At 67.3% G+C, this 25,588-nt stretch carries 24 protein-coding genes; 17 read left to right on the top strand and 7 right to left on the bottom strand.

All coding sequences use genetic code 11. From position 1 onward, the window contains the following. Nucleotides 1-92: 92 nt before the first annotated feature. Nucleotides 93-1,511 (bottom strand): MFS transporter, encoded by a 1,419-nt coding sequence (locus tag D7Y61_RS10310; RefSeq protein ID WP_180866159.1) that lies wholly within the window; start codon nt 1,509-1,511, stop codon nt 93-95. Between the two features lie 105 nt (nt 1,512-1,616). Between D7Y61_RS10310 and D7Y61_RS10315 the strand changes: the two genes are divergently transcribed. Beyond that, a complete protein-coding gene (locus D7Y61_RS10315; RefSeq protein ID WP_180866247.1) occupies nt 1,617-2,501 on the top strand; it encodes a LysR family transcriptional regulator in 885 nt (294 codons plus the stop codon). Between the two features lie 73 nt (nt 2,502-2,574). On the opposite strand, the gene pip is transcribed toward D7Y61_RS10315, so the two are convergent. Then, complete coding sequence (gene pip / locus D7Y61_RS10320) at nt 2,575-3,516, bottom strand: prolyl aminopeptidase (RefSeq protein ID WP_014646006.1); 942 nt, start codon at nt 3,514-3,516, stop codon at nt 2,575-2,577. A gap of 48 nt (nt 3,517-3,564) precedes the next feature. Then, the gene (prmC, locus tag D7Y61_RS10325) at nt 3,565-4,422 is read right to left on the bottom strand and encodes a peptide chain release factor N(5)-glutamine methyltransferase (protein ID WP_180866160.1); all 858 of its coding nucleotides are present in this window, start codon (nt 4,420-4,422) and stop codon (nt 3,565-3,567) included. 355 nt (nt 4,423-4,777) lie between these two features. Here prmC and ahpC point away from each other — a divergent pair, with 355 nt between their 5' ends. The 5 genes from ahpC to D7Y61_RS10350 all read left to right on the top strand — a co-directional run bounded on the left by ahpC (nt 4,778) and on the right by D7Y61_RS10350 (nt 9,742). Continuing rightward, nucleotides 4,778-5,341 carry an alkyl hydroperoxide reductase subunit C gene (ahpC, locus tag D7Y61_RS10330; protein ID WP_004144811.1) on the top strand — a complete coding sequence of 188 codons (564 nt, stop codon included), beginning with the start codon at nt 4,778-4,780 and terminating at the stop codon, nt 5,339-5,341. 225 nt (nt 5,342-5,566) lie between these two features. Continuing rightward, nucleotides 5,567-7,159, top strand: coding sequence for an alkyl hydroperoxide reductase subunit F (ahpF, locus tag D7Y61_RS10335; RefSeq protein ID WP_180866161.1), 1,593 nt, complete (start codon nt 5,567-5,569; stop codon nt 7,157-7,159). Between the two features lie 85 nt (nt 7,160-7,244). Beyond that, nucleotides 7,245-8,207, top strand: coding sequence for a LysR substrate-binding domain-containing protein (locus D7Y61_RS10340; RefSeq protein WP_180866162.1), 963 nt, complete (start codon nt 7,245-7,247; stop codon nt 8,205-8,207). A gap of 123 nt (nt 8,208-8,330) precedes the next feature. After that, on the top strand, nt 8,331-8,735 hold the full coding sequence (gene rnk / locus D7Y61_RS10345) for a nucleoside diphosphate kinase regulator (protein WP_180866163.1): 405 nt from the start codon (nt 8,331-8,333) through the stop codon (nt 8,733-8,735). Between the two features lie 50 nt (nt 8,736-8,785). Continuing rightward, nucleotides 8,786-9,742 (top strand): transaldolase, encoded by a 957-nt coding sequence (locus D7Y61_RS10350; protein WP_180866164.1) that lies wholly within the window; start codon nt 8,786-8,788, stop codon nt 9,740-9,742. A gap of 607 nt (nt 9,743-10,349) precedes the next feature. On the opposite strand, the gene msrA is transcribed toward D7Y61_RS10350, so the two are convergent. Both msrA and D7Y61_RS10360 read right to left on the bottom strand, forming a co-directional pair. Further along, the gene (gene msrA, locus D7Y61_RS10355; protein ID WP_180866248.1) at nt 10,350-11,015 is read right to left on the bottom strand and encodes a peptide-methionine (S)-S-oxide reductase MsrA; all 666 of its coding nucleotides are present in this window, start codon (nt 11,013-11,015) and stop codon (nt 10,350-10,352) included. Between the two features lie 30 nt (nt 11,016-11,045). Beyond that, nucleotides 11,046-11,309: a DUF2007 domain-containing protein gene (locus D7Y61_RS10360; RefSeq protein ID WP_180866165.1), complete on the bottom strand. Its 264-nt coding sequence runs from the start codon at nt 11,307-11,309 to the stop codon at nt 11,046-11,048. Nucleotides 11,310-11,547: 238 nt separating this feature from the next. Between D7Y61_RS10360 and D7Y61_RS10365 the strand changes: the two genes are divergently transcribed. The 6 genes from D7Y61_RS10365 to D7Y61_RS10390 all read left to right on the top strand — a co-directional run bounded on the left by D7Y61_RS10365 (nt 11,548) and on the right by D7Y61_RS10390 (nt 16,918). Continuing rightward, nucleotides 11,548-13,296 carry a glutamine--tRNA ligase/YqeY domain fusion protein gene (locus tag D7Y61_RS10365; protein ID WP_180866166.1) on the top strand — a complete coding sequence of 583 codons (1,749 nt, stop codon included), beginning with the start codon at nt 11,548-11,550 and terminating at the stop codon, nt 13,294-13,296. Nucleotides 13,297-13,339: 43 nt separating this feature from the next. Continuing rightward, nucleotides 13,340-13,993, top strand: coding sequence for a hypothetical protein (locus D7Y61_RS10370; RefSeq protein WP_180866167.1), 654 nt, complete (start codon nt 13,340-13,342; stop codon nt 13,991-13,993). 48 nt (nt 13,994-14,041) lie between these two features. Further along, nucleotides 14,042-14,764, top strand: a complete 723-nt coding sequence (locus D7Y61_RS10375; RefSeq protein WP_180866168.1) for a DUF6348 family protein — start codon at nt 14,042-14,044, stop codon at nt 14,762-14,764. Nucleotides 14,765-14,861: 97 nt separating this feature from the next. Next, complete coding sequence (locus tag D7Y61_RS10380; protein ID WP_004154307.1) at nt 14,862-15,422, top strand: nucleoside deaminase; 561 nt, start codon at nt 14,862-14,864, stop codon at nt 15,420-15,422. Next, nucleotides 15,406-16,473 (top strand): 23S rRNA (cytidine(2498)-2'-O)-methyltransferase RlmM, encoded by a 1,068-nt coding sequence (rlmM, locus tag D7Y61_RS10385; protein ID WP_180866169.1) that lies wholly within the window; start codon nt 15,406-15,408, stop codon nt 16,471-16,473. Before D7Y61_RS10380 ends, rlmM begins: the two co-directional genes overlap by 17 nt. A 49-nt stretch (nt 16,474-16,522) precedes the next feature. Beyond that, nucleotides 16,523-16,918, top strand: a complete 396-nt coding sequence (locus tag D7Y61_RS10390) for an EF-hand domain-containing protein (protein WP_180866170.1) — start codon at nt 16,523-16,525, stop codon at nt 16,916-16,918. Nucleotides 16,919-17,095: 177 nt separating this feature from the next. On the opposite strand, the gene D7Y61_RS10395 is transcribed toward D7Y61_RS10390, so the two are convergent. Beyond that, a complete protein-coding gene (locus D7Y61_RS10395) occupies nt 17,096-18,277 on the bottom strand; it encodes a UbiH/UbiF family hydroxylase (protein WP_180866171.1) in 1,182 nt (393 codons plus the stop codon). Next, nucleotides 18,274-19,482 carry a 2-octaprenyl-6-methoxyphenyl hydroxylase gene (gene ubiH, locus D7Y61_RS10400; protein WP_180866172.1) on the bottom strand — a complete coding sequence of 403 codons (1,209 nt, stop codon included), beginning with the start codon at nt 19,480-19,482 and terminating at the stop codon, nt 18,274-18,276. Before ubiH ends, D7Y61_RS10395 begins: the two co-directional genes overlap by 4 nt. A gap of 107 nt (nt 19,483-19,589) precedes the next feature. Between ubiH and D7Y61_RS10405 the strand changes: the two genes are divergently transcribed. The 5 genes from D7Y61_RS10405 to D7Y61_RS10425 all read left to right on the top strand — a co-directional run bounded on the left by D7Y61_RS10405 (nt 19,590) and on the right by D7Y61_RS10425 (nt 25,586). Further along, the gene (locus D7Y61_RS10405; RefSeq protein WP_180866173.1) at nt 19,590-20,174 is read left to right on the top strand and encodes a hypothetical protein; all 585 of its coding nucleotides are present in this window, start codon (nt 19,590-19,592) and stop codon (nt 20,172-20,174) included. Between the two features lie 8 nt (nt 20,175-20,182). Next, entirely contained in the window at nt 20,183-20,737 is a 555-nt protein-coding gene (locus tag D7Y61_RS10410; protein ID WP_180866174.1) for a cob(I)yrinic acid a,c-diamide adenosyltransferase, read from the top strand. Between the two features lie 9 nt (nt 20,738-20,746). Continuing rightward, complete coding sequence (locus tag D7Y61_RS10415; protein WP_180866175.1) at nt 20,747-21,685, top strand: histone deacetylase family protein; 939 nt, start codon at nt 20,747-20,749, stop codon at nt 21,683-21,685. Between the two features lie 89 nt (nt 21,686-21,774). Beyond that, nucleotides 21,775-24,246: an LPS-assembly protein LptD gene (gene lptD / locus D7Y61_RS10420; RefSeq protein ID WP_180866176.1), complete on the top strand. Its 2,472-nt coding sequence runs from the start codon at nt 21,775-21,777 to the stop codon at nt 24,244-24,246. Further along, nucleotides 24,243-25,586: a peptidylprolyl isomerase gene (locus D7Y61_RS10425; protein ID WP_180866177.1), complete on the top strand. Its 1,344-nt coding sequence runs from the start codon at nt 24,243-24,245 to the stop codon at nt 25,584-25,586. Before lptD ends, D7Y61_RS10425 begins: the two co-directional genes overlap by 4 nt. The last annotated feature ends 2 nt before the right edge of the window (nt 25,587-25,588 follow it).

Raw genomic sequence — 25,588 nt, forward strand, 5'->3', positions numbered from 1 at the left:
GGCAACCTCAGGGTAGCTGGATCATTGCAGTTGCCGGCCAGCGGCCGGCACTACCACAGGCGTGGCGCATCCATTCACGGGAACGGCTTCAATCATGCCTCGTTGGCCGGGCAGACGGTCGCGGCCGATCTGACCGGCGCCGGGCGCAGGCTCAGCGCGATGACCACGCCGAGCGCGGCGAACAGCGCAGCGCCGAACTGTGCATTGACCATGCCCTGCAGGGCATCAGGACTGGTTGCCGCCTGCGTGCCACGCGTGGCGTTGGCCACCATCACCAGTACCGCCAACCCCAGCGCGCCGCCGATCTGCTGGGCAGTGGCCGCCATACCGGACGCCACACCCTGCTGCGGACCGGGCACGCCCTGCCCGGCCACGATCCACATCGCCGTCCAGCTCATGCCCTGGCCCACACTGAGCACCACGATGCCCGGCAGCAGCGGCCAGTAACCGGCACCATGCGGCATCGCCAGTGCCACCGCAGCGATACCGATGGCACCGGCGGCGAAGCCCCAGGCCAGCACCTGCCTTGGTGAACGACACCGCAGCATGCGCTCGGCAATACGGATGCCGAAGGTGCACACCAATGTCGGCAGCAGGAAGGCCATGCCAGCCTGCAGCGGGCTCCAGCCGTAGCCATCCTGGAAGTAGAGCGCCAGGAAGTAGTACTGCACGCCATAGCTGCTCATGAAGGCGAAAGTCAGGCCGAGTGCAGCGCGCAGGCCCGGCAGGCGCAACAGCGAAAACTGCATCAGGGGGTCACGGCTGCGCTTTTCGATCTGTACGAACACCGTCAGCAGTGCCGCTGAAAGGAGCAGGCAGATCATCGTGGCCGGGGCTGTCCAGCCCCACTCCGGCCCCTGCACCAGGGTGGTGACCAGCAGGCTGCCGCCGGCGGTGACGGTGAGGCAACCGGCCAGGTCGAAGGAGCGGCCGCGCACCTGCGGGCCATCGGCCGGCAGCCACGCACCGGCAGCGACCGCACATGCGGTGGCCAGCGGCACGATCACCGCCAGCACCGCCGGCCAGCCGAACGCCTGGGTCAGCACGCCGCCGAGCAACGTGCCCAGCGCCAGGCCGACCGCGCTGGCCATGCTCCAGATCGCCAGCGCGCGGTTGCGCACCGGGCCTTCTGCGTACAGCGTGTTGATCAGCGCCAGCGTGGCCGGGAACAGCAGCGCCGCACCGACGCCCTGCGCCGCGCGCGCGATGATCAGCAGGGTCGCGTTCGGCGCCAGCGCGCCGAGCAGCGATGCCAGTGCGAACAGCAGCATGCCCAGCCGGTAGAAACGGCGGCGGCCGATCAGGTCGGCGGCGCGGCCCCCCAGCAGCAGGCTACCGCCGAAGGCGACGGTGTAGGCACTGACCACCCATTGCAGCTGCTGCGCATTGATCTGCAACGCGCGCCCCATGTCGTGCAGGGCGACGAAGATGATGGTGGCGTCCAGGGCGATGATCAGCTGGGCAGTGGCCAGCAGGGCCAGCGCCCCGCGGGGGTATTTGAGGGGAGGCATCGGTGGTCTGGAGCAAGGGGGGAGCGCAGTCTCATTGATGCGGCCACATCAATAAACCCCTTAACGCCCATATCTGTCATGATTTTCAGCATGAATGGAGCCTCGATGGACCTCAATGCGGTGCGCATGCTGGTGCAGGTAGCGGAGGCGCGCAGCTTCACGGTGGCCGCCGGCCAGCTCGGGCTGAGCCAGTCGGGCCTGTCACGTGCGATCGGCCGGCTGGAGGCGACGCTGGGGGTGAAGCTGCTGCAGCGGAACACCCGCAACGTGGCGCTCACCCCGGATGGCCGCCAGTTCGTCGATCAGGTGATGCCGCTGCTGGCTGGCCTTGACGATGCCGAGCGGCAGCTGGCCGACCGACCGTGCACGCCCTCGGGCACATTGAAGATCAGCGCGCCGTCGATGTTCGGGCGCAAGGTGCTGGTGCCGATGCTTGCGCCGTTGCTGCAGCAGCATCCGCAGCTGCAGGTGGAAGCGGTGATGAGCGACCGACTGGTCGATCTGGTCGAGGAAGGCTTCGATGCCGCGCTGCGTACCGGCGTGATCGCCGACCAGCGCATTGTTGCGCGGCCCTTGCGGCCGTTGCGCTGGGTGACCGTGGCCAGCCCGGACTACCTGGCCCGCTGCGGCGCGCCGGTCGATGTGACCGCGCTGCGGGATCACGCCTGCCTGGCCGTGCGCAACCTGCGCAGTGGCCGCGTGGTTGATTGGCAGTTCCTGCAGGACGGCCAGCTGCGGGAAGTCACCCCGCCGACGCGGATGGTGTTCGACAGCGGCGATCCACTGGTGGAAGCGGCCATCGCCGGCATCGGCATCGTGCAGGTAATGGATTTCGCGGTGGCCGATGCGTTGGCCGATGGCCGGCTGCAGCGCGTGCTGCAGCCGTATGAAGGCCGCAGCCGTGCGTTGTCGTTGATCTATCCGCCGTCGCGCCAGCACTCGCCGAAGCTGCAGGTGCTGGCCGACGCGTTGCTGGCAGGGGAGTGGTAGCGCCGGCCGCTGGCCGGCGTCTGCGCGATCCAACCGTTTCCCGGTTGCCGGCCAGCGGCCGGCACTACCGCGATCAGGCGAAGCTATCGGTGGCGCGCACCAGCGCGTCCACGTTCTCGGCTTCGAACGCCGAGTGCCCTGAGGCCGGGGTGATTTCCAGCTTCGCCTTCGGCCACACCTTGGTCAGGTCCCAGGCGTTGGCCAGCGGGCAGACCACGTCGTAGCGGCCGTGCACGATCACGCCCGGGATGTCGGCGATGCGGTGCGCATCGCGCAGCAGCTGGTCTTCCACCTCGAAGAAGCCGCCATTGACGAAGTAGTGGTTCTCGATGCGGGCAAACGCCAGCGCGAAATGCGGGTCTTCGTGGCTGTTGATGAAGTCATCATCAACATGCAGGAAGCTGGTCGCGCCCTCCCACACTGCCCAGGCCTTGGCCGCTTCAAGGCGGGTGGTTTCATCGTCGCTGGTCAGGCGGCGGTGGAAGGCAGAGATCAGGTCATGACGCTCCACCGACGGAATCGGCTTCAGGTAATGCTCCCATGCATCCGGGAACAGGCGGTTGGCGCCTTCCTGGTAGAACCATTCCAGTTCCCAGCGTCGCAGCATGAAGATGCCGCGCAGCACCAGCTCGGTCACGCGCTGCGGATGGGTTTCGGCATAGGCCAGCGCCAGGGTCGAACCCCAGCTGCCGCCAAACACCTGCCAGCGATCGACCTTCAGGTGTTCGCGCAGCTTTTCGATATCGGCAACGAGGTCCCAGGTGGTGTTGTCCACCAGGTCGGCATGCGGCGTGGAACGGCCGGCACCGCGCTGGTCGAACAGGATGATGCGGTACTTGGACGGGTCGTGGAACTGGCGCATCTTGTCGCTGCAGCCGCCGCCCGGGCCACCGTGCAGCATCACCACCGGCTTGCCATCCGGGTTGCCGCACTGTTCGAAGTACAGCGTGTGGCGATCGTCGACCTTCAGGGTGCCGACGTCGTAGGGGGTGATGGCGGGGTACAGCGTACGCATGCTTGCAGCTCCAGGGTGATGCCCTGCCGGGGCAGGAGAACCCCCATTCTAGGCCGGACGCCGGCCCAGGGTGATGCGGTCGCGCTGCTCCAGGTCCTGCACGGTCTGCACCTCGGCGAAACCGGCGCCGTCGAACAGCGCGCGGATCGCCTCGCCCTGGTCCCAACCATGCTCGATCAGCAACCAGCCACCGGGCAGCAGATGCGCATGGCCGCCGTCGATGATGCGGTGGATGTCGTCCAGGCCATCCACACCGGACGCCAGCGCGGAGGCCGGTTCGAAGCGCAGGTCACCCTGCTCCAGGTGTGGATCGTCGCTGGCGATGTATGGCGGGTTACTGGCAATCAGGTCGAAACGCGCACCCTGCAGCGGCGCATACCAGTCGTGGCCGCCTTCGGCAAAGCGCACGTTGCGCAGTTCATGACGGGCGGCATTGCGCGCGGCCACGGCCAGCGCGCCCGGGCTGGCATCGGTGGCCAGCACCTGCGCCTGCGGCAGCTCGCTGGCCAGCGCCAGCGCGATCGCGCCACTGCCGGTGCCGAGATCGGCCAACTGCAGGTCGCGATCCGGCGGCAGGCGCTCCAGCGCCAGTTCCACCAGCAGTTCGGTTTCCGGGCGCGGGATCAGCGTGGCCGGGTCGACCTCCAGGTCCAGCGTCCAGAAGCCGCGGCGCCCGGTCAGATAGGCCACCGGCTCGCCGGCCACGCGACGGACCAGCAACGCCTCGAAAGCGGCCTGCTCATTGGCGGCCAGCGGATCGGTGGCGTGCGCGAACAGCCAGCTGCGTGGGCGCTCCAGCACGTGCAGCAGCAGCAGTTCCGCCTCGTGGCGGGCGTCGATGCCGCCCAGGCGGGCACTGGCGTCGGCCACGATCTGGCGCAGGGAGGGTTGGGTTTGGGAAGACATTCCGCAATTGTAGAGCCGAGCCCATGCTCGGCTGCTTCTGGAACAGCCGAGCGCAGGCTCGGCTCTACAGATCCGCCATTGAGCATGGCTCGACGCTACAAAAAGCTGGAATCCGTTCAGGTTTCGCCTGAGGGCATAAGGAGGGGCTATCAGCCCTCTTCACACGTCCCGGGCGATTTTCCTTTCCATACAGACAGTTGCAGGATGAGAGCGACAAGGTTCAGTGCCTGCTCACGCCCATTTGATAGACTCCATCTATCAAATAGATGCAATCAATGGATTGTTCTTATCGCCAGCGAGTCGGTAACCTAGCTCCTGTCGATTCACCCACTCCCCTTCACCCAGAGGAATAACGATGTCCCTGATCAACACCCAGATCCAGCCGTTCGAAGCCAATGCTTACCTGAATGGCGAGTTCATCAAGGTTTCCGACAGCACCCTGAAGGGCCAGTGGTCGGTCCTGATCTTCATGCCGGCCGCCTTCACCTTCAACTGCCCGACCGAGATCGAAGACGCCGCTGACCATTACGCCGAGTTCAAGAAGGCCGGCGCCGAGGTCTACATCGTCACCACCGACACCCACTTCTCGCACAAGGTGTGGCACGAAACCTCGCCGGCCGTCGGCAAGGCCCAGTTCCCGCTGGTCGGCGACCCGACCCACCAGCTGACCAACGCCTTCGGCGTGCACATTCCGGAAGAAGGCCTGGCCCTGCGCGGCACCTTCATCATCAACCCGGAAGGCGTGATCAAGACCCTGGAGATCCACTCCAACGAGATCGCCCGTGACGTCTCCGAGACCCTGCGCAAGCTGAAGGCTGCCCAGTTCACCGCCGCCAACCCGAACCAGGTGTGCCCGGCGAAGTGGAAGGAAGGCGAGAAGACCCTGACCCCGTCGCTGGACCTGGTCGGCAAGATCTAAGGCAGTACCGGCCTGCCGTGGCCCCACGCCACAGCGCGCCCTTCATCCCCGTGCCGGTCCCCCCGCCGGCGTGGGGGTGAACCCAAGACAGCCAACGCTCGCCCGCCTTGGCCAGCCAGCCCCTTCCACGGTCGCTGTCTTGGGTTCACCCCTACCCCCTGCTGGTCCGCTACCTTCTACAGCGGTGCCACGCCCCCTGTTTGCCTGAAGCCAGGAGATGACCCGATGTTGGACGCCAACCTGCAGTCGCAGCTGAAGACCTATCTGGAGCGCGTGACGCGCCCGATCCAGATCACCGCGCACGCCGACGACGGCGCCAAGTCGCAGGAAATGCTGGAACTGCTGCAGACCCTGGAAAGTCTGTCGGACAAGATCTCGCTGCAGGTGCAGCGTGACGGCCAGGGCCGCGTGCCCTCGTTCGACCTGGGCACGCCGGGCCAGGACATCCACCTGACCTTCGCGGGCCTGCCGATGGGCCACGAGTTCACCTCGCTGGTGCTGGCCCTGCTGCAGGTGGGCGGTCATCCGTCCAAGGCGACCGCCGAGCTGATCGAGCAGGTGCAGAACCTGGAAGGCGATTACCGCTTCGAGACCTACTTCTCGCTGTCCTGCCAGAACTGCCCGGACGTGGTGCAGGCGCTGAACCTGGCCGCCGTGCTCAACCCGCGTATCCAGCACGTGGCCATCGACGGTGCGCTGTTCCAGGACGAAGTGGAGAAGCGCGAGATCATGTCCGTGCCCACCGTGTACCTCAACGGTGAAGTGTTCGACCAGGGCCGCATGACCCTGGAACAGATCGTGGCCAAGCTGGACACCAACGCCGGCAAGCGCGATGCCGAGAAGATCGCCGCCAAGGACGCCTTTGACGTGCTGGTGGTGGGCGGCGGCCCGGCCGGTGCCGCAGCGGCCATCTACGCCGCGCGCAAGGGCATCCGCACCGGCATCGCCGCCGAGCGTTTCGGTGGCCAGGTGCTGGACACCATGGCGATCGAGAACTTCATTTCGGTGAAGGAAACCGAGGGCCCGAAGCTGGCCACGGCGCTGGAACAGCACGTGCGCGAGTACGAAGTGGACATCATGAACCTGCAACGCGCCACTGCGTTGGTGCCTGCTGGTGAAGACGGCCTGGTGCAGGTGCAGCTGGAAAACGGTGCGGTGTTGAAGTCGCGCTCAGTGATTCTGTCCACCGGCGCACGCTGGCGGCAGATGAACGTGCCCGGCGAAGACCAGTACCGCAACAAGGGCGTGGCTTACTGCCCCCACTGCGACGGCCCGCTGTTCAAGGGCAAGCGCGTGGCGGTAATCGGCGGCGGCAACTCCGGCGTGGAAGCAGCCATCGATCTGGCCGGCATCGTGTCGCATGTGACCCTGCTGGAGTTCGATTCCAGCCTGCGCGCCGATGAAGTGCTGCAGAAGAAGCTGCGCAGCCTGGGCAACGTGACCGTGCTGACCAGCGCGCAGACCACCGAAGTGCTGGGTGACGGCAGCCGCGTCACCGGCCTGGTCTACAAGGACCGCGTCGGCGGTGATTCGCACCGCGTTGAACTGGAAGGCATCTTCGTGCAGATCGGCCTGCTGCCGAACACCGAATGGCTGAAGGACACCGTGGCCCTGTCGCCGCGTGGCGAGATCGTCATCGATGACCGCGGGCAGACCAATCTGCCGGGTGTGTTCGCCGCCGGTGATTGCACGACGGTACCCTACAAGCAGATCATCATCGCGATGGGCGCCGGTTCGACCGCCGCACTGAGCGCGTTCGACCACCTGATCCGCTCGTCGGTGAGCAACAGCAGCGGTGCCGTTGCTGAAGCGGCTTGATCCACCGTTCCCAGATCACCGGGAATATTGTCTGCCTGCCGGGTAACCACGCCGTCAGCCGGTCCGTTACCCCTGGGGTGTAAGGATGAACCTACGTGATCTGAAGTACCTGGTAGCCCTGGCCGACCACAAGCATTTCGGTCGGGCTGCCGCCTCCTGCTTCGTCAGCCAGCCCACGCTGTCCACGCAGATCCGCAAGCTGGAAGAAGAGTTGGGCCTGCCGCTGGTGGAGCGTGCACCGCGCAAGGTGATGCTGACCCCGGCCGGCCAGGAGGCTGCCGCGCGGGCACGGGTGATCGTGTCCGAAGTGGAGCAGCTGAAGGAAGCGGCGCGACGCAGCCGCGATCCGGAAGCCGGCACGGTGCGCCTGGGGATCTTCCCGACCCTGGGCCCGTACCTGCTGCCGCATGTGATCCCACGCATCCGCGATCGCTTCCCGGAGCTGGAACTGCTGCTGGTCGAGGAAAAGAGCGATGTGCTGCTGGACCGCCTGCGCGAAGGCAAGCTGGACGCCGCACTGCTGGCGCTGCCGGTGATCGACGACCAGCTGCACGCCGAATTCCTGTTCGAGGAACCCTTCCTGCTGGCCGTGTCCGGGCGCCACCCGCTGGCCCGCCGCGAGCATCTGGACGTGCAGGAGCTGGCCACGCAGAAGCTGCTGCTGCTGGAAGATGGACATTGCCTGCGCGACCAGGCGCTGGAAGTGTGCCGCCTGTTCGGCGCCAACGAGAAGTCCGAGTTCCGCGCCACCAGCCTGGAGACCCTGCGACAGATGGTGGCCGCCGACGTCGGCATCACCCTGCTGCCCAGCCTCTCCGTGCAGCCGCCGGTGCCACGCTCGAACAACATCCGCCTGCTCGATTTCACCGGCGAAGGCCGTCCCAGCCGCCGCATTGCCATGATCTGGCGCCGCAGTTCGGCCATGAACGACTTCCTGATGGAACTGGCCGACCAGTTCAAGCGCCTGCCGCAGGCGTTGTTCACCCTCGATGCGGTGAATACCACCGACGAAGCCGCAGCCCTGCCCGGCCCCGCGCTGAACGGCTGAGCCCCCGCAGCATCGGCCCGGAATCGGCAGGAGTCGATTCCGGCCGCATTTGTCCCCACAATACAGACAGGCGGCGCCAGCAGGTGCCGCCTTTTGCATGGCTTTCAACCAAGGAGCGTCACCATGAACACCGCCAGCGGCCTGCCGCCGTCGATCACCGTTTCTACCTTCGACATGGACCGCCTGGACGCCATGCTCGAATCCCCTGCGCTGAGCCAGACGCCTGCCGCGCTCGCGCTTGCTGAAGAACTCAACCGGGCCACCGTGCTGGCACCGGACCAGATTCCCGAAGGCATCGTCATGATGCATTCGCGCGTGGAGTGCGAAGATGAAGTGTCGGGCGAGAAGCATGTCCTGACGTTGGTCTTCCCCCGCGAAGCCAACGTCGACGAAGGCAAGGTGTCCGTGCTGGCCCCGGTCGGCAGTGCCCTGCTTGGTCTGGCCGTCGGCCAGAGCATCGACTGGAATGCGCCTGGCGGCCGCAAGCTGCGCCTGCGCGTGACCGCGGTCCATAACGACCGCCCCTGACACCCGCTGCGCACTGCGCGCGATTCGATCCCCCTGCACCAGGAGCCGTAATGAGTACCCCGTCCAAACTGTCCCAGCTGCGCGAACTGTCCGTGGTCGTTGCCGATACCGGTGACTACGAGGCGATCAAGCGCCTGCAGCCGGTGGACTGCACCACCAACCCGACCCTGGTGAAGAAGGCGCTGGACCTGCCGGTCTACGCCGAGCTGATCGAACGCGAACTGGCCTGGGGCCGCCAGCAGAGTGGCGACCGCGAAGCCGTGGTGCAGGCCGTGGCCGACCGCCTGACCATCGGCGTCGGCGCGCTGCTGAGCACGCTGGTGCCGGGCCGCGTGTCCACCGAAGTGGACGCCGACCAGGCCCACGACACCGCCGCCACCGTGGCCAAGGCCCGCCAGTTCATCCAGATGTACGCCGATGCCGGCGTGCCGCGCGAGAAGATCCTGATCAAGATCGCCGCGACCTGGGAAGGCGTGGAAGCCGCGCGCATCCTGCAGGCCGAGGGTATCGACTGCAACCTGACCCTGATCTTCAACCCGACCCAGGCCCTGGCCTGCAGCGAGGCCGGCGCGTTCCTGATCTCGCCGTTCGTGGGCCGCATCCTGGACTGGTACGTGGCCAACGGCCAGACCCCGGCCAACATCGACGAAGACCCGGGCGTGAAGTTCGTGCGCGGCGTGTACGCCGAATTCAAGCGTCGCGGTTCGCAGACGGTGGTGATGGGCGCCTCGTTCCGTTCGACCGCGCAGATCGAAGCGCTGGCCGGCTGCGACCGCCTGACGATTTCGCCGGACCTGCTGGAGAAGCTGGACGCCGACCACGGCGAGCTGCCGCGCAAGCTGGTGGCCGGTGCCGCCGACGGCGTGGCGGTGACCCCGATCGATGCGGCGAAGTTCGCGGCGGATCTGGCGGCCGATCCGATGGCGACCGAGAAGCTGGCAACGGGTATCGATGCGTTTGCCAAGGATCTGCAGGCGCTGCGCGAGCGGATTCGTTCGGAACTGTGATTCCGGCCAACGGCTGGGCCCCTCGTGGCGGGCTGTTCGGCTCGCCTGCGCGGTAGAGTCGACTGTTAGTCGACTTGTCCTGCTGGGTCGGGCGGGTTGGGTTCGCGGGAGACGCCGTGAATCCATCCCTGGAGGCTTGGCCGCCGCATCCATGCGGCGGACACTCCCGCGAACCCAMCCCGCCCGCCCTCTGACAGTTTCCGGTGGCGGCCCGCCACGGAAGAAAGAAAGAAGAGCAACAGCGGGTCGCGCGCTTCGCTTGCTCGGAGCCGAGCATGGCTCGGCTCTACAAGGGCAATGCAGAACCAAAGAAAAAGGACGCGGCGAAAGCCGCGTCCTTTTTCTTTTCCATCAGTTCGTCAGAAACCCAATGCTCTTGCCCACCGTCACCGGGAAACTCTCGGGGGTGGGRCGGTGTGGGTTGGCAGGACCGTTGGCGCCATGAATGGCGCCAACGAGCCCCCAGGGACGGGTTCACGGCGTGTCCTGCCAACCCACACCGCCCCACCCAACCCGCAGAAACCCAGAGCCGCTTTGGCTTTCAGCCGACTAACAGTCGGCTCTACCAGGCTTTGGCGTCTGCCCGCTGCAGGCGGACCTCCGCGTGTCAGCGCGGCGCCTCCACATCCAACCCGATCAGGCAGCTCACGCCGGTGCCGCCGATGCCGCAATAACCGTTCGGGTTCTTCGCCAGGTACTGCTGGTGGTAATCCTCGGCGTAGTAGTACGCCGGTGCCGGGTACACGATCTCGGTGGTAATCGGGCCGTAGCCGGCCGCATCCAGCTGGGACTGGTAGGCCTCGCGGCTGGCCAGCGCGGCCCTGTACTGGGCCTCGTCGGTCGCGTGGATCGCCGAACGGTACTGGGTGCCGGTGTCGTTGCCCTGGCGCATGCCCTGGGTCGGGTCGTGGCTTTCCCAGAACAGCTGCAGCAGCCGTTCCAGGCTCACCACCGCCGGGTCGAAGACCACCTGCACCACCTCGGTATGGCCGGTCAGGCCCGAGCAGACCTCTTCATAGGTCGGGTTCGGGGTGATGCCGCCGGCATAGCCGACCGAGGTGCTGTACACGCCCGGTTCGGTCCAGAACTTGCGCTCTGCGCCCCAGAAGCAGCCCAGCGCAAAACGGATCTGCTGCAGGCCGGCGAAACCGTCTTTCAGCGGATGGCTGTTCACGAAGTGCTGGTTGCTGTGCAGCGGCAGCGGCTGCTCGCGTCCCGGCAGCGCCTCTTCCGGACGCGGCAGGCGCTGCTTGAAGGCGCCGATGCCGAGGATGCCCTGGCCAATTCCCAACATGATGCGCTCCTACGCCGGAAGACCGGCTATGTCGTCTGCATCTGAAATGGGGGCGTCCGGCGTGTGGCCCAAGTCCAGCGCCGCCACGATGTCTTCAGCCTGCGGCCGCGCCGCGTCGGGGATGCCCACCCGCAGCACGCCGAACAGCGGCAGCTCCCCCATACCACCCAGCAGCGACTCGCCGAACACGAAGGCCGGGATGCCGGCATCTTCCAGCGCGTGCTTGACCAGGTGGGCATCGAAAAGGTTGTCGGCCTTGTACACGATGTGCATGCGGCGGCTCCGTGGGACAGGGTTCCAGCATACGCCCGGGGGCTGAATGGTGGTGGTGAGTTCTGCCGGCCAGCGGCGGGCACTACCCATCTGCGCGTCGATCCACAATCCGCTGGCCGACAACCCCGGAAGGTGGGTGGTAGTGCCGGCCGCKGGCCGGCACCCCCTGGCTCACCGGGCAGCCCTACCCGGTACGCGCTAGACTGTTGGTCTTTCTGCCTTTCTTTTTCGCCGACTCATGTCCGAGCACACCCCCGCCAGCCCCGAGACCCCCGCCGACAGCCACGAGAAGCGCGATTTCATCCGCCAGATCGTGCGCGAGGACCTGGCCAGCGGCAAGCACCAGGCGATCAAGACCCGCTTCCCGCCCGAGCCGAACGGCTACCTGCACATCGGCCACGCCAAGTCGATCTGCCTGAACTTCGGCCTGGCCGGTGAGTTCAGCGGCGTCTGCAACCTGCGCTTCGACGACACCAACCCGGCCAAGGAAGACCCCGAATACGTGGCCGCCATCCAGGACGACGTGCGCTGGCTGGGCTTCGAGTGGAACGAGCTGCGCCATGCCTCGGACTACTTCCAGACCTATTACCTGGCCGCCGAGAAGCTGATCGAACAGGGCAAGGCCTATGTCTGCGATCTGTCGGCCGAGGAAGTACGCGCCTACCGCGGCACCCTGACCGAGCCGGGCCGCCCGTCGCCGTGGCGCGACCGCAGCGTGGAGGAAAACCTCGACCTGTTCCGCCGCATGCGTGCCGGTGAATTCCCCGACGGCGCGCGTACCGTGCGCGCGAAGATCGACATGGCCAGCGGCAACATCAACCTGCGCGATCCGGCCCTGTACCGCATCAAGCACGTCGAGCACCAGAACACCGGCAACGCGTGGCCGATCTACCCGATGTACGACTTCGCCCATGCGCTGGGCGATTCCATCGAGGGCATCACCCACTCGCTGTGCACGCTGGAATTCGAAGACCATCGCCCGCTGTACGACTGGTGTGTGGACAACGTCGATTTCGCCCATGACGATGCGCTGACCCAGCCGCTGGTCGATGCCGGCCTGCCGCGCGAAGCAGCCAAGCCGCGCCAGATCGAATTCTCGCGCCTGAACATCAACTACACGGTGATGAGCAAGCGCAAGCTGATGGCGCTGGTGACCGAACAGCTGGTGGACGGCTGGGAAGACCCGCGCATGCCGACCCTGCAGGGCCTGCGCCGCCGCGGCTACACCCCGGCCGCGATGCGCCTGTTCGCCGAGCGCGTGGGCATCAGCAAGCAGAATTCGCTGATCGACTTCAGCGTGCTGGAAGGCGCGCTGCGAGAAGATCTGGACAGCGCCGCACCGCGCCGCATGGCGGTGGTCGATCCGGTCAAGCTGGTGCTGACCAACCTGCCGGAAGGCCACGAAGAGCAGCTGACCTTCAGCAACCATCCGAAGGACGAGAGCTTCGGCAGCCGCCAGGTGCCGTTCGCGCGTGAGGTATGGATCGACCGCGAGGACTTCGCCGAAGTGCCGCCGAAGGGCTGGAAGCGCCTGGTCCCCGGTGGCGAAGTGCGCCTGCGTGGCGCCGGCATCATCCGCTGCGATGAAGTGATCAAGGATGCCGACGGCACCATCACCGAACTGCGCGGCTGGCTGGATCCGGAATCGCGCCCGGGCATGGAAGGCGCCAACCGCAAGGTCAAGGGCACCATCCACTGGGTCAGCGCCGCGCACGGCGTACCGGCCGAGATCCGCCTGTACGACCGCCTGTTTTCGGTGCCGAACCCGGACGACGAGTCGGAAGGCAAGACCTACCGCGACTACCTCAACCCGGAGTCGCGCCGCACCGTCACCGGCTACGTCGAGCCGGCTGCGGCCAGCGCCGCGCCGGAGCAGTCGTTCCAGTTCGAACGTACCGGCTATTTCGTTGCCGATCGCCGCGACCACACCGAGGCCAAGCCGGTGTTCAACCGCAGCGTGACCCTGCGCGACACCTGGTCGGCCTGAGGACCTGTGCGGGCGCCAGCACGGCGCCCGCACGCCCCCGACGATGATCACCGCCCTGTCCGCCCTGCTCTGGTTCATCTCGCAGCATCCGCTGCTGACGTTCTTTGCAGCGATGGTGCTGGCCGGGCTGGTCTCGTGGTGGCGGCGCTTTCCGGGCTACGCGATCGTGGTGTTCCCGCTGGCGATGCTCAACATCTTCCTCGGCCACTTCCTCAACGCCACCTTCCTCAATGCGGTGGGCGAGCGTGGTGAGGCGGTGATCGTCAAGGCCGAGGAAACCAATTCCACGCTCAACGAACAGTACATCTGGCGCTACGAAGCGGTGTTGCGTACCGCCGAGGGCCGCGACGTGGAGGTGGTGTTCCATACCAACACCGCCTCGCTGTGGCCGCTGGAGAACACGATCCGCATCCCGGCGCAGGACCAGCCGTTCGTCGTGAAGTACACGCCGGGCTTCCCGCGCAACTTCGTCATCCTCACCAACGAATCGCCGCACGGCATCGCCCAGGCCCGTGCCAGCGCGCGCGAGCGGGTGGAGGTGGCTGCACGCAAGCTGCACTTCAGCCCGGGCAATGCCGATTTCCGCGCGGACTATCGCCGCGAGCTGGACACCTGGCTGCGCGATCATGGCAACGATCCGCAGCAGCAGTCCGACGCGCTGCGATATCGCGCAGAACGCGAAGCACTTGACCACTAGCACCAGGCCTGGCCTGGATGTTCCACCCGATCCATCCACAGGCCTGACATGACCACGACGTCCACCGCGCTCCTCCCGCTGCTGCAGCAGGTCCTGCAGGATGCCGGCATCGCCAGCCGCGTCGACGGCGGCGCGCTGCTGCTGGACAGCGGGCTGCGCCTGACCCCGCATGCGATGGCGGCGCACGCGCGCGACAACGGCGGCTGGCAGACCTCCACCGTCATCGAGGCGCAGCACCCCACCCTGTTCGCCGATGGCCTGTTCGAGTACCAGCACGCCAACGGTGCCGATGAGCAGGCATCGCTGTTGTCCGGCTTCCACGCCTGGGCCCGGGTGGACCTGGTGACCCTGCAGACCGCGATCGGCGCCGAAGACGCACAGGGCCTGCCGATGATGGGCCTGACCTATCCGGCGGGTGACGATGGCGAGGAACACGAGCGCACTGTGGTGCTGGGGCCGCTGGCGCACTACCGCGCGCAGGAGGTGGACGCCAGCACCTGCAGCGAGGACGACCACGGTTCCTGCCCCTGCTGCCTGTTCACCAAAAGCATGGACGCCTTCGACGAGCTGCTGAAAGCCCGCCAATTCCTCGCCATCCGCCTGTTCGCCTCGCGCGATGCCGACGGCCTGTGCGAGGCCGATTGCCGGGTCAATGGCCACGACTTCGCTCCTGCCCTGCCCCTGCTGCGCGCCTATGCCGCCAGTTGGCCGCAGGCCGGGCTGGAATTCCGCAAGCAGTACGTGGTGATCCGCAGCGGCTCGCCGGGCTGACCCACGCCCACACCCGATACAGGCCGGTGCGGCTACACTGCGCGCCGGTTTCCCATGCAACCGCACTTTCTTCCATCCCACACGAGGCACCCCCGCGATGCTGTACGCGCAAGTCCACCTGACCCTTCCCGCCTGGATCCACGACCAGATCGACCTGGATCGTCGATATCCCGGCGATGAGGCCAAGGTCGCGCTGGCAATCGAGCTGTCGCGGTTGAATGTCGAGCACGCCAGTGGCGGCCCGTTCGGCGCCGTGGTGTTCGGCCCGGATGACAAGGTCATCGCCGCCGGCGTGAACCGGGTGATGCCGCACGCGACCTCGCTGGCGCACGCCGAGAACATGGCCTACATGCTGGCCCAGCAGCGCCTGCAGACCCCGCGCCTGAACGCGGTGCTGTCGCCCGTCACCCTGGCCACCAGTTCGCAGCCGTGCTGCCAGTGCTACGGCGCCACCGTGTGGGCCGGCATCGACCGCCTGCTGATCGGTGCCAACTCGGCCGACGTCGAGGAACTGACCCCGTTCGACGAGGGCCCGCTGCCGGCCGACTGGGTGGGCGAACTCAACAAGCGCGGCATCGAAGTGGTGCAGGGCCTGAACCGCGACGCCGCGCGCAGCGTGCTGCGCGCCTATGGGGAAAGCGATGGCGCCCGTTACTGAAACCGGCATCGGCCTGCTGTGCCTGTGCCGGCAGGGCTTCGAGCCCGAGCTGGCCGGCGAACTGCAGTTCCGCGCCGGCGAAGCCGGTTTCGCCGGCTACGCACGCACCCAGCGCAATGATGGCTACGTGCTGTTCATATGCGACGAGGCGGCGGCGCTGGCGCCGCGGCTGCGCTGGCGCGAGCTGATCTTCGCGCGGCAGAAGCTGGTGGTGCTGGCCGAACTGCCGCAGCTGGACCCGGCCGACCGCATCACCCCGATGCTGGAGGTGCTGGCCGATGCGCCGCGCTTCGGCGACCTGTGGGTGGAGCACCCGGACTCGGACGCCGGCAAGCCGCTGTCCGGGCTGGCCCGCGCCTTTGGCAATGCGCTGCGCCCGGCGCTGCGCAAGGCCGGCAAGCTGACCGACAAGCCGAACAACCGCTTGCCGCGCCTGCACGTGGTATTCGTCGACGGCACCCACGCCTTTGTCTGCGTGGCCGACCCGGCCGACAGCGCGCCGTGGGCACTGGGCATTCCGCGTCTGAAGCTGCTGCCCGAAGCGCCCTCGCGTTCGGCGCTGAAGCTGGACGAAGCGCTGCTGACCCTTCTCACGCCGGAAGAACGCGAGGCGCTGGCCAAGCCCGGCATGCGCGCGGCCGACCTCGGCGCCGCCCCCGGCGGCTGGACCTGGGTGCTGACCCGCCAGCACATGCACGTGCTGAGCATCGACAACGGTCCGCTGCGCCAGCACGTGCTGGACACCGGCCTGGTCGAGCACCTGCGCGCCGACGGCTTCCACTGGCATCCCGAACAACCGCTGGACTGGATGGTCTGTGACATGGTCGAGCAGCCGCGCCGCGTCGCCGAACGCATGGCCACCTGGTTCCGCGAAGGCTGGTGCCGGCACGCGATCTTCAACCTGAAGCTGCCGATGAAGAAGCGCTGGGACGAAACCCGGCTGTGCCTGGACCTGTTCCAGGACCAGGCCGGCAAGCCGCTGGTGGTGCGCGCCAAGCAGCTGTATCACGATCGGGAAGAAATCACGGTGCTGGCCTCGCCGCTGCGCTGAACCCATTGCATCCGCCGGGCATGGCCCGGCGCTACCGGGGAACGGAACCATGCGCTACCACTCACTCGCCATGCTGATCACCCTGCTGGCAGCCGCACCGGCCATGAGCCAGCAGCTGCCGCACATTCCCGCGCAGAGCCAACCACTGGGCCCGACCGGTGGTGCGATCCGCCAGCAGCCGCTGGATGCGGGCCGGGTCAGCGGCAGCGTCGAGATTGCACAGCCGGCCGGCGAGGCACAGGTGACGGTACGTTCGCTGGAGCCCAGCAACGTGGTTGGCCAGTACCGCATCCACTTCGCAGCGCTGGACGTGAACGGCGATGGTTTCATCAGCCGCGAGGAAGCACAGGCGAATCCGGCGCTGGCCGATGAGTTCAATGCGTTGGACGTGAAGCGTCGCGGCAAGCTGGATCGTGCCGACCTGGCCGGCTGGCTGGTCGACTGAAAAAGGGGACGGAGGGGATTAAGTCGTTTGTGCCACAAACGACTTAATCCCCTCCGTCCCCTTTTTTGTTCACCGATGCCGGAAGCGTGCCAACCAAGGTTGGCACCTACCAGAGCGGTGTCCCGTGGTTGGTAACGCGCCAGCGATGCCCGCAGCGTCGTGCGGCATGTATTCCGCTTACACCCCAGCGGCGCGCTTCCAGAACGCCTGCACCAGCGGCGGCCATTTGCCGACGCAACCCAGCGCGCGGCCACGGGCCAGGGTCAGGTGCATCTCATCGTTGGAGAACAGGCGATTGATCGCATCGAAGCTGTAGGCGGCGATGTGGTTGTCGCTGCGCCGTTCGCGGGCCCAGCGCTGCAGGCGCTGCGGCGACAGCCGCGGCTGGCCCCGACGCTCGGCGGACGGCGCCAGCCACTGCTGCAGGGCGGCCACATCGCGCAGTCCCAGGTTCACGCCCTGTCCGGCCAGCGGATGCACCACATGTGCGGCATCGCCCAGCGCCAGCACGCGGCCGGCCACATAGTGACGGGCCAGCTGGCGGCGCAGCGGGAAGGCCGCGCGCGGCGAGGCCAGCCGCAGTTCGCCCAAGCGTGCAGCGAAGGCGCGGGTCAGTTCGCGGTTGAACGCATCTTCGTCCAACGCCAGCACGCGAGCAGCTTCATCCTCGGGCAGGGTCCAGACGATGGAGCTGCGGCGCTCGGCCACCGGCAGCAACGCGAGCGGACCGGTCGGCAGGAAGCGCTGCCAGGCGGTGGCCTGATTGGGAAGATCGCTGTCCACGTAGGCCACCACGCCACGCTGGTGGTAATCGTGCCGTTCCACCTCGATCCCGGCCAGCTGGCGCAGGGTCGACTCGGCACCGTCGGCAGCCACCGCCAATCCTGCTTCCAGGCGGCGACCGTCATCCAGGCGCAGGCGCACGCCGTCTTCATCCTGCTCCAGCGCTTCCACCCGTGCCGGGCAGTGCAGCTGCACGCCCGCCGCCGGCAGCGCCGCCCACAGGCGGTCCTGCAGCAGGCCGTTCTCGACAATGTAACCCAGTTCGCGCCGGCCGAAACGATCGGCGTCGAACAGCAGATCCTCGCCACCGGCCGCGTCCCACACCTGCATACGCCGGTAGGGCCAGGCGCGGGCCTGCGCGATCGCCGGCCACACGCCGAGGCGATTCAACAGCTGCACATTGTCGGCGGCAAAGGCGAACACGCGCAGGTCCGGCTGTGCGGCCTGCCACGGCGCCGGTTCGCGGCCTTCCACCAGCGCGACCGACAGCCCGGCATCGGCCAGCGCCAGCGCGCACGCGGCACCGACCACGCCACCGCCGACGATGGCCACATCCAGGCGCGCGCGGCGGCTCATGCGGCTTCTCCACGGCACAGCCGAGGCACGTCGCCACGGAAGCCCATCGCGCCACCGACCAGCATCGACTGCACCGACGCACGTTGTGCGGCCACCAGGCCGAGACTGCGCAGCGGACGCATCAGTGGCGCCGGGTTGCTGGTCAGCCGCGCCAGACCGCCGGAGAACGCCACCGTCTGCCGGCGGTCTTCCTCGCGGCGCGCGACATAGGCCTGCAGCAGCGCATCGCTGCCGGCATCATCGATGGAATCTTCCAGCAGTTCGGCCAGGGTCAGCGCGTCGCGCAGGCCCAGGTTGAAGCCCTGCGCGCCCAACGGATGGATCGTCTGCGCGGCGTTGCCCAACAGCACCGCGCGTTCGCCCACCAGCGCGCGCGACAGCACCTGGATGAGCGGATAAGCACTGCGTGGGCCGGACTCGAGCAGGCGACCGGCACGCCAGCCGATCGCGTCCTGCAGGCGTTGCAGCCATACCGTATCGTCCAGCGCCATCACCGCATCGGCCTGGTCGCGTGCCACGCCATGCACGGTGCCGAAGTGGCGGTCTCCCCGCGGCAGCAGCGCGGTCGGACCGGTATCGGTGAAGCGCTCCCAGGCCGTGCCGTCCGGCGCGCGCTGGCTGCGCACGCGGGCCACGAACAGGGTCTGCTGGAAGTCATGGCGATCGACCTCGATGCCCAGCGCGCCACGCACGCCGCTGGTGGTGCCATCGGCCCCCACCACCAGACGTGCCAGCAGGACACGTTCACCAGTCTCGTCAGCCACCCGCACCTGGCGGTAACCATCGACCACCTCGCCAAGCCCCAGGAACCGCATCGGCCGGTAGCGGCGCAGGCGTGGCAGTTCCTGAAGCCGTGCTTCCAGCGCCTGACCGAAATCGCGCGCCACCACCACCTGGCCGAACCATGGCCGGTCGTAATCAGCCGCTTCAAGCTGCACACGGCCGAAATCGCCGGCGCGGCTGACATGGATCCGGCGGATCGGACCCGGCGCCATCGCCAGCTTCTGCATGACCCCCAGCGCGGTCAGCGCGTTGACGGTAGCTGCGGCGAAACTGAGGTTGCGCTGGTCGAACACCGCCGGGAGCTCGCCGGCCGGGCTGGCCTCAAGCAGGCCCACGTCGCGGCCCAGGCGGTCCAGGGCAATGGCCAGGCTGGCACCCACCAGGCCACCACCGACAATCAGCACGTCATGTCGTTCACTCATGCGTTCATGATACGCGCTCGCCCCCTCTGTACGCCGAACGGGAGGGCCCCTGCGCCAACCCGCGCGGCGGGCTAGAATGAAACCTGAATCCGCTCCGGGCCCCCACCATGTCCGATACCGCCAACCGCGCCTTCGTCCTGTCCGTACTCGTACTGCTGCTGGCGGCGACCCGGGTCAATCACTTCGCGGCCATTCCCGATGCCTCCTGGGCGGTGTTTTTCATAGGTGGTTTCTACCTGGCGCGCTGGACGCGCTGGGCGTTCCCGTTGCTGATGCTGTTTGCCGTGCTGGTCGACTGGATCGTGATCCGCAGCAGCGGCCTGGACTTCTGGCAGCACTACTGCGTGTCGCCGGGCTACTGGTTGCTGCTGCCGGCCTACTTCTCGCTGTGGGCCGGCGGCATGCTGCTCGGCCGCAACTACCAGAGCGCGCGCTGGCCGGTGCTGGCCAAGGGCGCGTTGCTGCTGGTCGCCTCGGTAGCGGTCTGCCATCTGCTGGCGCAGAGCGGTTTCTACTGGACCAGCCGCAATGTGGCTGAGCCGACCGTTGCAGGCTGGGCGCAGAACTATGCGCAGTGGTTTGGCCCCTACCTGCGCACCACGGCGATCTATGTGGCACTGGCCGCGGCCCTGCAGCTGGCCGTGGAGCAGGTGCTGAAGCTCCAGCAGGCCCGCCGCGACATCCAGCACTGAGCTGCGCCATGGGTCATCGCCTCTCGCGCATCTATACCCGCACCGGCGACGACGGCACTACCGGCCTCGGCGATGGCCAGCGCGTGGCCAAGGATGATGCCCGCGTTGCTTCCTTCGGCACCGTCGACGAAGCCAACGCGGCTCTCGGCCTGCTACTGGCCGCACCGTTGCCCGAAGACGTGCGCGCGCTGATCGTGCACCTGCAACACCAGCTGTTCGACCTCGGTGCCGAATTGTGCATCCCCGCCCATGCCGCCATCCACGCTGCCGACGTCTCGGCGCTTGAGCAGCAGCTGGACCACTACAACGCCAGCCTTCCCATGCTGAAGGAATTCATCCTGCCGGCCGGCGGCGAGGCCGCCGCTCGCTGCCATGTGGCCCGCACCATCGTCCGCCGCGCAGAGCGCGAAACGGTCACCCTGGCCCGCCACGAGCCTGTGCGCAGCGAGGCGCTGCAGTACCTGAACCGGCTGTCGGATCTGTTGTTCGTGCTGGCCCGGGTACTGGCGCGCGCCGACGGCCACGGCGAAGCGCTGTGGCAGCCACAGCAGCGCCAACGCTGAGTCGGCACGATGCTGGTCTATACCCATCCGTCCTGCCTGCTGCATGACCCTGGTCCTGGCCACCCCGAGTGCCCGCAACGCCTGCAGCATGTGCTTGATGCGCTGCATGCCGCCTTCCCCGGCCAGCTGGAGTGGCGCGAAGCGCCGCCGGCCAAGTTCGGCGAACTGAGCCGGGTCCACGACAGTGCCCTGCTCGACTTCGTGCTGCAGCCACAGACCGCGCCGCTGCGCCAGCTGGACATGGACACCTGGACCTCGCCGGGCTCGGCCAGTGCCGCCGTGCATGCCGCCGGTGCCGGCGTGGCCGCGGTCGACGCGGTGATGCTGGGCGAGGACCCGCTGGCCTTCTGCGCGGTGCGCCCGCCCGGCCACCACGCCACCGGCAGCACGGCGATGGGCTTCTGCCTGCTCAACAACATCGCCATCGCCGCCGCCTACGCCCGCGACCGCCACGGCCTGGAGCGGATCGCGGTGGTCGACTTCGACGTGCACCACGGCAACGGCACCCAGGACATCTTCCAGCACGATGCCCGGGTCTCGTACTACAGCACCCACCAGGCCGGGCTGTTTCCCAATTCCGGCCTGCGCCGCGACCGGGGTGCCGGCAACCTGATGAACATCCTGCTGCCCCCCGGCAGCGGTGGCTTCCGCTTCCGCAACGTCTGGGCCGACGAGATGCTGCCGGCCATCAACGACTTCCGCCCGCAGCTGCTGCTGATCTCAGCCGGCTTCGACGCCCACCTTCGGGACCCCCAGGCGGACCTGATGCTGGAGACCGACGATTTCGCCTGGATCACCCGTGAACTGCACGCGCTGGCACGCCGTCACGCGGCCGGACGGGTGGTCTCGATGCTGGAAGGCGGCTACGACCTGCAGGCCCTGGCAGAGTGCAGCGTGGCCCATGTCCAGGCATTGATCACACCGTCCGCCGGTGCCACCGCCGGATGAACCCGAACCGGCAGGCTCCGGTGCCCTTCATTGCCCCTATGCAAGGGATGGGGCAAGCTACCGTCCGTTTTCGCCCGAATCCGAACCGCGTGCGCCGAGCCCTCCGCCTGCTTCCCCTGCCCCTGAGCATCGCCATCAGCCTGCCGGCAATGGCCGATGACAAGCCGCTCAACTGGGGCCTGTGCCCGGCCACCGACGTCATTCCCGCGTTCACCGACGCCCCGACCCCGGTTCCCGGCCAGGACAAGGCTGCAGCTGCTGCCGCCCGCGAGCAGCAGCCCACCGACATCGAAGGCGACCAGCTGCTGGGCACCACCACCGTGCCGCAGTACGAGGGCAACGTGGCACTGCGCCGGGGCGACCAGTTCGTCGGCACCGACAAGCTCAGCTTCGACACCGAGACCGGCAACTACATTGCCGACGGCAATGTCCGCTACCAGGACGGGTCGATCCGGATGGTCGCCAAGCGTGCCGAAGGCAACCAGGAAAGCGACACCCACAAGATCACCGACATCAAGTACCAGCTGGTGTCGCGCCGCGGCAACGGTGATGCCGAGTCGGTGGACCTGCAGGGCGCGGTCGGCCAGATGCACCGCTCCACCTACACCACCTGCGATCCATCGCAGCCGGTGTGGAAGCTGTCGGCGCCACAGATCGAAGTGGACAACGACGAAGGTTTCGGTACGGCACGCAATGCCGTGCTGCGCATCGGCAAGGTGCCGGTGCTGTGGGCGCCCTACTTCAAGTTCCCGATCGATGACCGCCGCAAGACCGGCCTGCTGTTCCCGCAGCTGGGCATGTCCGGCCGCAACGGTTTCGACTACGCGCAGCCGATCTATTTCAACCTGGCGCCGAACTACGACGACACCCTGACCCCGCGCTACATGAGCCGGCGCGGCCTGCTGCTCGACAACGAGTTCCGCTACCTCTACAACGGCGGCCGTGGCGAGGTGCTGACCAGCTACATGCCCAACGACAAGCTGCGCGACCGTGACCGCGGCCGGGTGATGTTCGACGGCTACCACAACGTGAACAGCCACTGGCAGGCCCGTGCCAACCTGGCCTGGGTGAGCGACGAACGTTATGTGGAGGACTTCGCCAACCGCCTGGTGGGCGTGACCGCCTCCAACCTGCAGAGCACCATCGGCCTGTACGGCACCGGCAAGGACTGGACCGCCGGGATCATGGCCGACCGTTGGCAGCTGACCGACTACACCCTGACCGAGCGGGCACTGGCCTACAACCGCCAGCCTCGGGTGTACTTCAACTGGAACAAGCCGCTGCTGCCGTGGCTGGAAACCGGCGTCTACGCAGAAGCAGTGCGCTTCACCCACGATGACATCAACGAGAAGACCATCAATGCCGAGGGCGAATACGTGCGCAATGGCACGGTCACCCGCATGTATGGCGGCTCACGCCTGGACGTGAAGCCCTATGTGTCGTTCCCGATCAGTGGCGCAGCCTGGTACGTGACCCCGACCCTGGCCTACCGCTACACCGCCTATGATCTGGACCAGGGACTGGCCGACCGCGTCCGCCGCGACGTGCTGGTCTCGCAGGGAATCAACCCAGACACCGCCACGCCCGAACAGCTGCGCGGCAATACTTCGCCCAGCCGCAGCCTGCCGATCGGCAGCCTCGATGCCGGCCTGTTCTTCGACCGCGAGACCACCATCCGCGGCAAGTCGTTCCTGCAGACCCTGGAGCCGCGCCTGTTCTACCTGCGCACGCCCTATCGCAACCAGGACGAGCTGCCGATCCTCGACACCCGTGACTTCACCTTCAGCTGGGGCCAGTTGTTCCGCGACTCGCGCTATACCGGCGCCGACCGCCAGAACGACGCCAACCAGCTGACCCTGGCGCTGGGCACCCGCTTCATCGACCAGACCACCGGCAAGGAACGCTTCTCGGCCGCGATCGGCCAGATCCAGTACTTCGATGAATCGCGGGTCAGCACAACGCCGGGCGGCGCCCCGGTGGAGAAGGGCAAGTCGGCGTGGATCGCCGACGGCAACTACATGATCAACGACCGCTGGACCCTGGGCGCCACCTACCAGTGGGACCCGAAGTACAAGCGCGAGGATCTGGCCAGCGTCCGCGCCCGCTATCTGATGCCCAACGATGGCGTGATCAACCTGACCTACCGCTACCGCATCAACGCCGGCGCCCCGGCCACTGCCAACAAGCATGACCGGACCCTGCTGGAACAGGCCGACCTGTCGTTCCTGTACCCGCTGAATGCGCGCTGGAGCCTGGTGGGCCGGTATTACTACTCGCTGCAGGACAAGGAACCGCTGGAAATCATCGGCGGCGTGCAGTGGGACAGCTGCTGCCTGGCCGTGCGCGCCGTGGCCCGCCGCTACGTGCGCAACCGCGAAGGTGACATGAACAATTCCTTCCAGCTGGAGTTCGTGCTGAAGGGCCTGAGCTCCATCGGCCAGGACACGGACCGTACGCTGCGCCGTGCTATCCTCGGCTACAACCGCGACGACCTCTATCTCGTGCCGCCCAGCAACACCGGGGCGACCCGGGATGACTACGATCCGAATCAGATCCCATGACCAAGCGCTTCCCCGTTCTTCTCGCCTCCCTGCTGGCGGTGTCCAGCGTGTCCGCCCCCCTGCAGGTGCTCGCGCAGGAGGCGCAGCCGCTGGACCGCATCGCCGCCGTCGTCGACGAGGACGTGATCCTTCAGAGCGAGCTCCAGCGTGCGATCGCCAACATCAAGGCGCAGTACGCCGGCCGTGAAAACCAGCTGCCGCCGGAAGACGTGCTCAGCCGCCAGGTGCTCGAGCGCCTGGTGCTGGTCAAGCTGCAGGTGGCCCGCGCCCAGGGCAGCGGCATCCGCGTCAGCGACCAGGAGCTGAACCAGGCGATGAATGCCATCGCCCAGCAGAATGGTTCCAACCTGGACGCGCTGCGCCAGCGCCTGGCCCATGACGGCATCGACTTCAACGATTTCCGTGCCTCGGTGCGCGACGAGATCACTGTGCAGCGCCTGCGCCAGAGCTTCGCGCAGAGCCGCATCAGCGTCAGCGAGGGCGAAGTCGACGCTGCGCTGAAGCAGCAGGCCACGGTGGGCAACCAGTACCACCTGGCGCACATCCTGATCGCCCTGCCCGACGGTTCCAACGCCGACCAGATCGCCACCGGCCAGAAGAAGGCCGATGGCGTGAAGGCGCTGCTGGACAAGGGCGAGCTGGACTTCAACGCCGCCGCCGTGCGTTATTCGGACAGCCCCAACGCGCTGGAAGGCGGCGACCTGGGCTGGCGCAGCCTGGATGAAATCCCGCAGGCCTTCGCGCAGATGATGGAAAAGATGAAGCCCGGCGAAGTGGTCGGCCCGATCCGCGGTCCCAGCGGCTTCCAGCTGCTGAAGCTGGTGGAAGTGCGCGATGCCAGTGCCGCTGCCGGCGCCAGCACCGTCACCGAGTACCACGGTCGCCACATCCTGGTGCGCGTGGACGATCATCAGACCGACGCGGCCGCCAAGGCCAAGATCGATACCCTGCGCGCCCGCATCGCTGGTGGCGCAGACTTCGAGACGGTGGCCAAGGAGTCCTCCGAGGACAACAACAGCAAGGGCCAGGGCGGCGATCTGGGCTGGTTCCCGGCCGATGCGTTCGGTCCGGCGTTCGGCCAGCAGGTGTCCGGTATCCAGGACGGTGGCGTCAGCCAGCCGTTCCGTACCGATGCCGGCTGGCACATCGTGCAGCGCGTGGCCACCCGCCAGACCGACGTGACCAGCGACAACCAGCGTGCCCAGGTCCGCGAGACCATCGGCCGCCGCAAGCTGGAAGACGAGTACAACCGCTTCCTGCAGGAACTGCGTGGCGAAGCCTACGTCAGCTTCCGCAGCGGCGACCGCGCGGAAAACACTGCCACCCCGCCGCAGTCCTGACC

The sequence above is a fragment of the Stenotrophomonas maltophilia genome (assembly GCF_013464485.1).
GTDB lineage: Bacteria > Pseudomonadota > Gammaproteobacteria > Xanthomonadales > Xanthomonadaceae > Stenotrophomonas > Stenotrophomonas maltophilia_AW.